Annotated in this window: 9 protein-coding genes; 7 read left to right on the top strand and 2 right to left on the bottom strand. The window is 69.1% G+C overall.

Annotated features, from left to right (window positions below; all coding sequences use genetic code 11):
• Together L810_RS41610 and L810_RS41605 are read left to right on the top strand one after the other, a co-directional pair.
• Positions 1 to 2,235: heavy metal translocating P-type ATPase (locus L810_RS41610; RefSeq protein ID WP_051392399.1), on the top strand; the 2,235-nt coding region annotated here is incomplete at its 5' end.
• Positions 2,236 to 2,245: 10 nt separating this feature from the next.
• The gene (locus L810_RS41605; protein WP_021164105.1) at positions 2,246 to 2,614 is read left to right on the top strand and encodes a zinc ribbon domain-containing protein; all 369 of its coding nucleotides are present in this window, start codon (positions 2,246 to 2,248) and stop codon (positions 2,612 to 2,614) included.
• 159 nt (positions 2,615 to 2,773) lie between these two features.
• Here the strand turns inward: L810_RS41605 and L810_RS41600 are convergent, their stop codons facing one another.
• Positions 2,774 to 3,652: an AraC family transcriptional regulator gene (locus tag L810_RS41600; RefSeq protein WP_021164104.1), complete on the bottom strand. Its 879-nt coding sequence runs from the start codon at positions 3,650 to 3,652 to the stop codon at positions 2,774 to 2,776.
• Positions 3,653 to 3,930: 278 nt separating this feature from the next.
• On the opposite strand from L810_RS41600, the gene L810_RS41595 reads away from it, so the two are divergent.
• The 4 genes from L810_RS41595 to eutC all read left to right on the top strand — a co-directional run bounded on the left by L810_RS41595 (position 3,931) and on the right by eutC (position 9,336).
• Positions 3,931 to 5,394: a mechanosensitive ion channel gene (locus tag L810_RS41595; protein ID WP_042978300.1), complete on the top strand. Its 1,464-nt coding sequence runs from the start codon at positions 3,931 to 3,933 to the stop codon at positions 5,392 to 5,394.
• 245 nt (positions 5,395 to 5,639) lie between these two features.
• A complete protein-coding gene (eat, locus tag L810_RS41590) occupies positions 5,640 to 7,052 on the top strand; it encodes an ethanolamine permease (RefSeq protein WP_021164102.1) in 1,413 nt (470 codons plus the stop codon).
• Between the two features lie 95 nt (positions 7,053 to 7,147).
• On the top strand, positions 7,148 to 8,545 hold the full coding sequence (locus L810_RS41585) for an ethanolamine ammonia-lyase subunit EutB (RefSeq protein WP_021164101.1): 1,398 nt from the start codon (positions 7,148 to 7,150) through the stop codon (positions 8,543 to 8,545).
• Positions 8,542 to 9,336: an ethanolamine ammonia-lyase subunit EutC gene (eutC, locus tag L810_RS41580; RefSeq protein ID WP_021164100.1), complete on the top strand. Its 795-nt coding sequence runs from the start codon at positions 8,542 to 8,544 to the stop codon at positions 9,334 to 9,336. The genes L810_RS41585 and eutC overlap by 4 nt, the downstream gene beginning before the upstream one ends.
• A gap of 98 nt (positions 9,337 to 9,434) precedes the next feature.
• Here eutC and L810_RS41575 read toward each other — a convergent pair whose 3' ends face one another.
• Positions 9,435 to 10,319 (bottom strand): LysR family transcriptional regulator, encoded by an 885-nt coding sequence (locus L810_RS41575; RefSeq protein ID WP_021164099.1) that lies wholly within the window; start codon positions 10,317 to 10,319, stop codon positions 9,435 to 9,437.
• 155 nt (positions 10,320 to 10,474) lie between these two features.
• Between L810_RS41575 and L810_RS41570 the strand changes: the two genes are divergently transcribed.
• A partial coding sequence (locus L810_RS41570) for an MFS transporter (RefSeq protein ID WP_042978299.1) occupies positions 10,475 to 10,859 on the top strand: 385 nt, incomplete at its 3' end.

Here is a 10,859-nt window from a genome sequence, read left to right as displayed (position 1 = left end):
CACGACCACGACCACGACCACGCGGCCGGCGACTGCTGCGCGCCTGCCGCGCTGACGCTCGCGCCGCTGCCGGTCGCGCAGGCGACCGCGTCGGGCCACGTTCGCTCCGCGTTCCGGATCATGCAGATGGACTGCCCGACCGAGGAAACGCTGATCCGCAAGAAGCTCGGCGGGATGCAGCAGGTCTCGGCGCTCGAATTCAACCTGATGCAGCGGATGCTGAGCGTCGAGCACGTGCCCGGCGCGCAGCCGGCGATCGAAAGCGCGATCCGCTCGCTCGGCATGACGCCGGAAGCCGCGTCGGCCGACGCACCGGCAGCGCCCGCCGCGCCGCCGCCCGCGAAGCCGTGGTGGCCGCTGGCGCTGGCCGGCGTCGCCGCGATCGCATCCGAGGGCGCGACGTGGGCCGGGTTGCCGGTGTGGCTCGCGGCCGCGCTCGCGCTCGCCGCGGTACTCGCGTGCGGGCTCACCACCTACAAGAAGGGCTGGATCGCGATCCGCAACGGCAACCTGAACATCAACGCGCTGATGAGCATCGCGGTGACGGGGGCGATGGCGATCGGCCAGTGGCCCGAAGCCGCGATGGTGATGGTGCTGTTCACGATTGCCGAGCTGATCGAGGCGAAGTCGCTCGACCGCGCGCGCAATGCGATCCAGGGCCTGATGCAGCTCGCGCCGGACACCGCGACCGTGCAGGACGCCGACGGCTCGTGGCGCACGATCGAGGCCGCGCAGGTGGCGCTCGGCGCGGTCGTGCGCGTGAAGCCGGGCGAGCGGATCGGGCTGGACGGCGAGGTCGTCGCCGGCCGCTCGACGGTGAACCAGGCGCCGATCACCGGCGAGAGCCTGCCCGTCGAAAAGGCGACCGGCGACGCCGTGTACGCGGGCACGATCAACGAATCGGGTTCGTTCGAATACCGCGTGACGGCGGTGGCGGCCAACTCGACGCTCGCGCGGATCATCCACGCGGTCGAGGAGGCGCAGGGCGCGAAGGCGCCGACGCAGCGCTTCGTCGACCAGTTCGCGCGTGTCTACACGCCGATCGTGTTCGCGGTCGCGCTGCTGGTGGCGGTGGTGCCGCCGCTCGTCATGGGCGGTGCGTGGCACGACTGGATCTACCGTGCGCTGGTGCTGCTCGTGATCGCGTGCCCGTGTGCGCTGGTGATCTCGACGCCGGTGACGATCGTGTCGGGGCTCGCGGCCGCGGCGCGACGCGGGATTCTCGTGAAGGGCGGCGTCTATCTGGAAGAAGGGCGCAAGCTCGCCTGGCTCGCGCTCGACAAGACCGGCACGATCACGCACGGCAAGCCGGTGCAGACCGACTTCGACCTGCATGCGACCGATGCCGATGCGGTGCGGGTGCGGCACCTCGGTGCGAGCCTCGCGGCCCGCTCCGATCACCCGGTGTCGCAGGCGATCGCCGCCGCGGCCCGTGACGCCGGCACGACGGCCTTCACCGATGTGCAGGACTTCGAAGCGATCGTCGGGCGCGGGGTGCGCGGCACGATCGACGGCACGCGCTACTGGCTCGGCAACCACCGGCTCGTCGAGGAGCTCGAACGCTGCTCGACGGCGCTCGAAGCGAAGCTCGATGCGCTCGAGCGGCAGGGCAAGAGCGTCGTGGTGCTGGTCGACGAAGCGCGCGTGCTCGGCATCTTCGCGGTGGCCGACACGATCAAGGACACGAGCCGTGAAGCGATCGCCGATCTGCACGCGCTCGGCATCCGCACCGCGATGCTGACGGGCGACAACCCGCATACCGCGCAGGCGATCGCGAAGCAGGCCGGCATCGACGACGCGCGCGGCAACCAGTTGCCGGAAGACAAGCTCGCGGCGGTCGAGGAGCTGTCGGCCGGCGGCGCGGGCGCGGTCGGGATGGTCGGCGACGGGATCAACGACGCACCGGCGCTCGCACGTGCCGACATCGGCTTCGCGATGGGGGCGATGGGCACCGATACGGCGATCGAGACGGCCGACGTCGCGCTGATGGACGACGACCTGCGCAAGATTCCCGCGTTCGTGCGGCTGTCGCGCGCGACGCATCGCGTCCTGGTGCAGAACATCGGCTTCGCGCTCGGCGTGAAGGTCGTGTTCCTCGGCCTCACGGTCGCGGGGCTCGGCACGATGTGGATGGCGGTCTTTGCCGACGCGGGCGCCAGCCTGATCGTCGTGGCCAACGGCTTGCGGCTGCTGTCGTCCTCCGGGGCGTTCGGCGGTACGCAGGCCAAGCGTTGAGGAGCGGGCGATGAGCTTTCTGAAGCGAATCCTGGGCGGCCACGGCGGTGGCCACGGCAATGGCGGCCACGGCGGCGGAGGCGAGCATCACGGCGGGCAGCGCCGGGACGCATACGGCGGCCACGATGCGCGCGGCCGCGATCGCCACGGCTGGGGCTGGCAGGCGCTGGCCGACACCAGTGGCGGGCGAGGCGGCCAGGGCGGCAACGTGCCGCTGAGCCAGCTCGCGTGCGCCGGCTGCGGCGCGCTCAATGGGGCCGATGCGCGCTTCTGCGCGCAGTGTGGCGCGGCGCAACGCGGCAAGGCCTGCAGCCGCTGCCATGCGGCGCTGGCGGCCGACGCGCGGTTCTGTCCCGGCTGCGGGACGCAGGCGGCTTGAAGCTGTCCGCGCGTTCGTGCCGGCTGCGCAAAAGCACCGGCCGGCGCGCTTCGTTCGACGGCCGGCGCACCGGCCTGCCCGATATCGTCCCGGGCCTGCTCGCGCCGGCAATATCGTCGCGGTCCGTCCAGATACACGGCTCCACGACGCACCCTTCGATCAGCGCAGCGGCAGGTAGATCTCGGTACGCAGGTCGGCCGGCGCCGCATCCATCGGCGTGTTGAGGTACAGCTCGAACGGCGGCGCGTCGGCGGCTTCGCGGCCCGAATGACGCAGCCAGTCGCCGTAGAGCCACTGGTAGGCCGTCTTCAGGTCCGCGTACGGCCCCGTGTGCAGCAGCACCGCGTATTCGCCGCCCGCGACCGTCGCGCGTTCGACCGGCGGCACGGGCTCGACGTCCGGCGCGCCGTCGGCCGGCATGAAACACGCCTTCGCGCGCAGCTGCGCTTCGGGCGTCGTGTCCGGATCGTCGTAGAAAATGCCGATCATCTTCGCGCCCGGGCCGATCAGCCCGTGCTGCCCGACCCAGGCGCCGATCCGCCCGAACGCGTCGCCGACCTTCAGGTACGCGCCCGTGTGCGCCACCGCGTAGCCACGCAGTTCCGGCAGCCGCCGGATTTCGACTTCATGCTTGAACATGTCTTCCTCTCCTCTCTGTAGTGGATAGATGGGCCGGTGGCTGCCCGTGCGCCGGTGCTGCGCGGGCGGCACACCGTATGCGTCGCGAAACGCCCGCGCGAACGCGTGCGTCGAACCGTAGCCCGCGCGCCGCGCGATCTCGTCGATCGGCCGCGCCGTGCACACGAGATCCTCGGATGCGCGCACGATCCGCATCCGCCGCACCGTCAGCACGATCGATTCGCCGTACAGCGCGCGATAGACGCGCTGCCAGTGATACGGCGACAGGCACGCGACTTCGGCGAGCCGGTTCAGGTCGAGCGGGCCGTCGAGGTGCGCGCGGATGTATTCGTGGACGCGCGCCACGCTTGCCGCGTAGCGGGCCCAGGCAGGCTGGTCGGGTTTCGTTTCGACGGTCATCGGCGTATCCGGGCAGGAACCGACGCCACGGTAGCACGGTGCGAATTGATAAATCTTGCGGAAATACGCAGGCGCGCCGACCCGTCAGGCCCTTTTTCATTTTGACGAAATGGGGTCTTGCCCCTCTGCGATCTATGACTAAAGTTAAAGACGGTGAAATCGGGTGATCGCGTCATTTTTCTCGGGTAAGTTGCTCCGTCGGGGCAGCACGCTTTTCGAAGTACGCAGGTAGTTCGTCGATGTCCAATCGCAACACCACGTTTTCGGGAGAAGAAGAAATGGATGCTTCCAGCTTCATCACGTCGCTGCAGACCACGCTAGGGGGGTATCTGCCGAAGATTGCCGGCGCGATCGGCATCCTGGTGATCGGCTGGCTGATCGCCGTCGTGGTGCGGGCCGGCGCGATGCGTCTGCTCGGCGCGCTGAAGGTCGATCAGCGGATCAGCGAAAGCACCGGCCAGGGCGCATGCGTCGAGCGCATCATCGCCGGCGGCCTGTTCTGGCTCGTGCTGCTGGTCACCGCGGTGGGCATCTTCAACGTGCTCAACCTGTATGCGGTCTCCAACCCGTTCTCGCTGCTCGTCACCCACATCGTCAACTACCTGCCGAACCTGATCGGCGGCGCGGCGCTGACGCTGATCGCGTGGCTCATCGCGTCGTTGCTGCGCAGCCTCGCGAACCGCGCGCTGAAGGCGAGCAAGATCGACGACAAATTGTCCGAAGGCGCCGGCTTGCAGCCGATGAGCGGTTATCTCGGCGACGTGCTGTTCTGGCTCGTGATCCTGATGTTCCTGCCGGCGATCCTCGCGTCGTTCGCGCTGTCGGGGCTGCTGACGCCCGTGCAGGGGATGGTCGACAAGCTGCTCGCGATCGTGCCGAACCTGTTCGCGGCCGCGGTGATCGGCATCGTCGGCTGGATCGTCGCGCGCGTGCTGCGCGGCCTCGTGACGAACCTGCTCGTCGCCGCCGGTGCCGACCGCCTCACGCAGCGTCTCGACAGCCCGACGCCCGTGCGCGTGTCGAGCCTGATCGGCACGGTCGTCTACGTGTTCGTGTTCGTGCCGACGCTGATCTCCGCGCTCGACGCGCTGAAGATCGACGCGATCTCGGTGCCGGCCACCAACATGCTGAACCAGTTCCTCGGCGCGGTGCCGGACATCGTCGCGGCGATCGTGATCGTGCTGGTGACGTTCTACTTCGCGCGCTTCGTCGCGTCGCTCGCGCAGAAGCTGCTGGAAGCCGCGGGCGCCGACGGGCTCCCGGCCGTGCTCGGCGTCGAACGCGTGTTCTCGGGGATCCTGCAGCCGTCGGTGCTGGTGGCGCGGCTGATCGTGTTCTTCGCGATGCTGTTCGCGTCGGTCGAAGCGGCGAACCGGCTCGGCTTCTCGCAGGTGCGCGACGTCGTCACGCTGTTCATCGAATTCGGCGGCCACGTGCTGATGGGCGGCGTGATCCTCGTGATCGGCGTGTGGCTCGCGGGCCTCGCGCGCCGCGTGATCGAGCAGGCCGACCGCGAGCACAGCGTGCTGTTCGCGCGCATCGCGCAATTCGCGATCCTCGGCCTCGTGTTCGCGATGGGGCTGCGCGCGATGGGCATCGCGAACGAGATCGTGCAGCTCGCGTTCGGCCTCGTGCTGGGTGCGATCGCGGTGGCGGTGGCGCTGTCGTTCGGCCTCGGCGGCCGCGAAGCGGCCGGCAAGCTGCTCGACCGCTGGTTCAACCAGCGCGGCGGTGGGCAATAAGTCTTTCGCGTCGATCGCCCGTCCGGCCGCTTCGTGCGGCCGGCGGCGGCGGTCGCAGCGGGACGGGCCCGGTCGGTGCCTTTCGCGCAGCGGGAGGCCACACAAGCCCGGAACAGGCGTTTCCGTCAGCGAAATGTCAGCCGCGATCTTTGCCGAATTTCGATAACACGTCGTTTAATGACTCTCTAGCATCGATTCTCAGTCGCGCAGGCCGCCAGGCCCGGCGCATTTGAGGAGAGAGTCCGATGAAAGCAGAGTCGAATGGCCGGCCCGCAGCCGGCGCCAAGTCGTCCGGCCAGCCCGCGCTGCAGCAGACGCTCGGGACCTGGCAACTGTGGGGCATCGCGGTCGGCCTCGTGATCTCCGGCGAATACTTCGGCTGGAGTTACGGCTGGGCGAGCGCCGGCACGCTGGGTTTCGTCGTCACCGCGCTGTTCGTCGCGGCGATGTACACGACCTTCATTTTCAGTTTCACCGAGCTGACGACGTCGATCCCGCACGCGGGCGGCCCGTTCGCGTATGCGCGCCGCGCGTTCGGCCCGACCGGCGGTTATCTCGCCGGCGCGGCGACGCTTGTCGAATTCGTGTTCGCGCCGCCCGCGATCGCGCTCGCGATCGGCGCGTACCTGCACGTGCAGTTTCCGGGCCTCGAGCCCAAGCATGCGGCGATGGGCGCGTATCTCGTGTTCATGGCGCTGAACATCGTCGGCGTGCAGATCGCGGCGACCTTCGAGCTCGTCGTCACGCTGCTCGCGATCTTCGAGCTGCTGGTGTTCATGGGCGTCGTGTCGCCGGGCTTCGCGTGGAGCAACTTCATGAAGGGCGGCTGGTCGGGCGCCGATCATTTCAGCCTGGGCGCGTTCCACGGGATGTTCGCGGCGATCCCGTTCGCGATCTGGTTCTTCCTCGCGATCGAAGGCGTCGCGATGGCCGCCGAAGAGGCGAAGAACCCGAAGCGCTCGATCCCGATCGCGTACGTCGCGGGGATCCTGACCCTCGTTGCACTCGCGATCGGCGTGATGGTGTTCGCCGGCGGCGCGGGCGACTGGACCAAGCTCGCGAACATCAACGACCCGCTGCCGCAGGCGATGAAGTACATCGTCGGCGCGAACAGCGGCTGGATGCACATGCTCGTGTGGCTCGGGCTGTTCGGCCTCGTCGCGTCGTTCCACGGGATCATCCTCGGTTATTCGCGCCAGATCTTCGCGCTGGCCCGCGAAGGTTACCTGCCGGAGTGGCTCGGCAAGGTGCATCCGCGCTTCAAGACCCCGCACCGCGCGATTCTCGCGGGTGGCGTGGTCGGCATCGCGGCGATCTACAGCGACGAGCTGATCCAGTTCGGCGGGCAGACGCTGACCGCGAATATCGTGACGATGTCGGTATTCGGCGCGATCGTGATGTATATCGTGAGCATGGCGTCGCTGTTCAAGCTGCGCCGCACGCAGCCGAACATGGCGCGGCCGTTCCGCGCGCCGCTGTACCCGATCTTCCCGGCCTTCGCGATCCTCGCGGCGCTCGTCTGCCTCGCTACGATGGTGTATTTCAACGGGCTGGTCGCGCTGGTGTTCGTCGGCTTCCTCGCGGTCGGCTACGCGTACTTCCTCGCGACGCGTTCGCAGCGCGAGAGCGCGCCGGGCGACGCGCTGGTGGAGGAGTGAGCAGGTGAAGGTGAACGGCCGTTCCTGACGGCATCCGGCGCGCCCCGTCGAACGGGCGCGCCGTCGGCTTTTGGCAAGGCAAGGAGACTCGCACGATGTCCTATACGGAGACGATCGGCCCGCGCACGTACCGTTTCGCGGACCTGAAGACGCTGCTCGCGAAGGCGAGCCCGCTGCGTTCCGGCGACCAGCTCGCCGGTGTCGCGGCGGCGAGCGAGGAGGAGCGCGTGGCCGCGAAGATCGCGCTCGCGGGCGTGCCGCTGAAGGCGTTCCTGAACGAGGCGGTGATCCCGTATGAAGACGACGAGGTCACGCGCCTGATCGTCGACGATCACGATGCGGCGGCGTTCGCGGAAATCTCGCATCTCACCGTCGGCGATTTCCGCAACTGGCTGCTGTCGCCCGCCGCCGACGGCGCGGCGCTCGAACGGATCGCGCCGGGCCTCACGCCCGAGATGGTCGCCGCCGTGTCGAAGCTGATGCGCAACCAGGACCTGATCGCCGCGGCGAGAAAGCGTCGCGTCGTCACGCGCTTTCGCAACACGGTCGGGCTGCCGGGCCGGATGTCGGTGCGGCTGCAGCCGAACCACCCGACCGACGACGTGAAGGGGATCGCCGCGTCGATGCTCGACGGGTTGATGTACGGCTGCGGCGACGCGATGATCGGCATCAACCCGGCCACCGACAGCCTCGCGGCGATCGTGAAGCTGCTCGCGATGATCGACGGGTTCCGCGAACGCTACGGCGTGCCGACGCAGTCGTGCGTGCTCACGCACGTGACCAACACGATCGCGGCGGTCGAGAAGGGCGCGCCGGTCGATCTGGTGTTCCAGTCGATCGCGGGCACCGAGAAGGCGAACGCGAGCTTCGGCATCTCGCTCGCGCTGCTCGGCGAGGCGCGCGAGGCCGCGCTGTCGCTCAAGCGCGGCACCGTCGGCAACAATCTCATGTACTTCGAGACCGGCCAGGGCAGCGCGTTGTCGGCCAACGCGCATTTCGGCGTCGACCAGCAGACCTGCGAAGTGCGCGCGTATGCGGTGGCGCGCAAGTTCGAGCCGTTCCTCGTGAACACGGTGGTCGGCTTCATCGGGCCCGAATACCTGTACGACGGCAAGCAGATCATCCGCGCGGGGCTCGAGGATCACTTCTGCGGGAAGCTGCTCGGCGTGCCGATGGGCTGCGACATCTGCTACACGAACCACGCGGAAGCCGACCAGGACGACATGGACACGCTGCTGACGCTGCTGGGCGCGGCCGGCATCAACTTCATCATGGGGATTCCGGGCGCGGACGACGTGATGCTGAACTACCAGAGCACGTCGTTCCACGACCAGCTCTACGTGCGCGAGGTGCTCGGCCTGCGCCGCGCGCCGGAATTCGAGGAGTGGCTGGAGACGATGGAGATCGCCGACGCGCACGGTGCATTGCGCGCCGCGAGCTCACGCGTGCCGCTGCTCGCGGGCGCGAACGACTGGATGGGGATTTCGGCATGAGCGACGCCGTCGAAAAGAATCCGTGGGGCCAGCTGAAGTCGTTCACGAACGCGCGGATCGCGCTCGGCCGCGCGGGCAACAGCCTGCCGACCGCGCCGCTGCTGGCCTTCAACCTGTCGCACGCGCAGGCGCGCGACGCGGTGCACCAGCCGCTCGACTCGGACGCGCTGCGGCGCGAGATCGAGGCGGCCGGCCTGCTGCCGACGCTCGGCGTGCAGAGCGCCGCGCCGGACCGCGACCACTATCTGCGCCGGCCCGATCTCGGCCGCAAGCTGTCGGACGACAGCCGCGGGCTGCTCGCCGGTTACGGCGCGGCGCTCGACGATGCGCCCGATGTCGTGTTCGTGGTCGGCGACGGGCTCTCGGCGTTCGCGGCCGCGAAGCAGGCGCTGCCGCTGCTGCAGGCGGTTCGGCCGCGCCTCGACGCGGACGGCTGGCGGATCGGCCCGGTGGTGGTCGCGACGCAGGCGCGCGTCGCCCTCGGCGACGAGATCGGCGAGCTGCTGCGCGCGAAGGTCGTGGCGATGCTGATCGGCGAACGGCCGGGGCTCAGCTCGCCGGACAGCCTCGGCGTGTACCTGACGTGGGCGCCGAAGGTCGGCTGCCACGACGCGCTGCGCAACTGCATCTCGAACGTGCGGCCCGAAGGGCTGCCGTACGCGGCGGCCGCGCACAAGCTGCATTACCTGATGACGCATGCGCGCAGGCTCCAGCTGACGGGCGTCGGGCTGAAGGACGACAGCGATGCGCTGTTGCCGCAGGCGGAAGCGGAGCGGATCGGGGCGGACTGAAAACGGTCGCACGCGGGCCGCTCCCGCATCGCGGGGTGCGTGCCGTTCGAGCGGCATGAGCGGCACGAGGGGTGGCTGTCGAGGCGCCCGCTACCCGGCTACCTGAACAGCCGCTCGCACAGAAAATCGACGAACACGCGCAGTTTCGGCGACAACTGCCGGCTCGACGGCCACACGATCGAGAACTGCCCCGGCGCGATCCGGTAGTCGTCGAGCACGGTGACGAGCGTGCCGTGTTCGAGCGCGTCGCGCGCGAGGAAGTCGGGCATGTAGCCGATGCCGAGCCCCGCGAGCACGGTGCCGCGCAGGGCTTCCATGTTGTTGCAGGTCAGTGCGGTGCGCAGCTTCGCCGGCGTGCCGTCGGCGGCCGCGAGTGCCCAGTCCTGCAGCTTGCCGGTGGTCGGGAAGCAGTAGCGCACGCATTCGTGCGCTTCGAGATCGCGCGGCGTGCGCGGCGTGCCGGCCCGCGCGAGATACGCGGGCGTCGCGCACAGCACGAACGCAAACGGGCCGAGCCGCCGTGACATCAGGCTCGAATCGGACAGCGGGCCGCTGCGGATCGCCGCATCGAAGCCGCCTTCGACGACATCCACCATCCGGTCGTTGAAATCGAGATCGAGCTCGACGTCCGGGTAGCGCTGCCGGAACTCGGGCAGCACCGGCAGCAGGAACCGGTAGCCGATCACCGGCAGGCTCACGCGCAGCCTGCCGCGCGGGCGCTGCGCCGACGCGGTCACGGTCGCTTCCGCGTCGCGGAAATCCTCGAGGATCCGCTGGCAACGTTCGTAGAAGTGGCGCCCCTCTTCGGTGAGGGTGACGCGGCGGGTCGTGCGGTTGAACAGGCGCACGCCCAGCGACTGTTCGAGTTTCGCGATCGTCTTGCCGACCGCCGACGCCGAGATGCCGAGCGCGCGGCCGGCCGCGACGAAGCTCAGCGCTTCGGCGGTGCGGACGAACGCGACGATGCCGGACAGGTTTTCCATCGAATCGAAGCGCGCACGGCGACATGCGCTGTGAAGTGAATTGCGGAATTCTAGTCCGGTATATGCGGAACTTCGCGTGGTTTTTCTTCGATTGAATCGGATTTATCGTCTGTCGCTCTGACGGCGCATCCGCGCCGGCCTTTTGAGGAGCGATGATGGATCAGCCTTTTTCAGCCGCATCGACGCAGTCGGCACGCCGGCGCGCGTGGGTGCTGGCCGCCGTCTGCATGGCCGCCGTCGCGCTGCCGTTGTCGTTTTCGGGCGGCGCGGTCGCGACGCCCGCGATCGGCCGCGACCTGCACGGCGGCACGGTCGCGATGAACTGGATCACCAACGCGTTCATGCTCGCGTTCGGCAGCTGCCTGATGGCGGCGGGCGCGCTGGCCGACCAGTTCGGCCGCAAGCGCGTGTTCGCGATCGGCGTCGGCGGCTTCACGCTGATGTCGGTCGCGCTCGCGTTCGCGCCGTCGATGCTTGCGGTCGACCTGCTGCGCGCCGCGCAGGGGCTCGCGGCGGCCGCGGCGCTCGCGGGCGGCACGG

The sequence above is a fragment of the Burkholderia sp. AU4i genome (assembly GCF_000466765.1).
Classification (GTDB): Bacteria; Pseudomonadota; Gammaproteobacteria; order Burkholderiales; family Burkholderiaceae; genus Burkholderia; species Burkholderia cepacia.
This window is presented reverse-complemented; position numbering and strand designations above follow the sequence as displayed.

What these genes read in the sequence shown, in the direction of transcription:
- eat (WP_021164102.1), top strand. Translation starts at nt 5,640, where the DNA reads ATGAAAGCAGAGTCGAATGGCCGGCCCGCAGCCGGCGCCAAGTCGTCC.
- L810_RS41575 (WP_021164099.1), bottom strand. Translation starts at nt 10,319, where the DNA reads ATGGAAAACCTGTCCGGCATCGTCGCGTTCGTCCGCACCGCCGAAGCG.
- eutC (WP_021164100.1), top strand. Translation starts at nt 8,542, where the DNA reads ATGAGCGACGCCGTCGAAAAGAATCCGTGGGGCCAGCTGAAGTCGTTC.
- L810_RS41595 (WP_042978300.1), top strand. Translation starts at nt 3,931, where the DNA reads ATGGATGCTTCCAGCTTCATCACGTCGCTGCAGACCACGCTAGGGGGG.
- L810_RS41605 (WP_021164105.1), top strand. Translation starts at nt 2,246, where the DNA reads ATGAGCTTTCTGAAGCGAATCCTGGGCGGCCACGGCGGTGGCCACGGC.
- L810_RS41585 (WP_021164101.1), top strand. Translation starts at nt 7,148, where the DNA reads ATGTCCTATACGGAGACGATCGGCCCGCGCACGTACCGTTTCGCGGAC.
- L810_RS41600 (WP_021164104.1), bottom strand. Translation starts at nt 3,652, where the DNA reads ATGACCGTCGAAACGAAACCCGACCAGCCTGCCTGGGCCCGCTACGCG.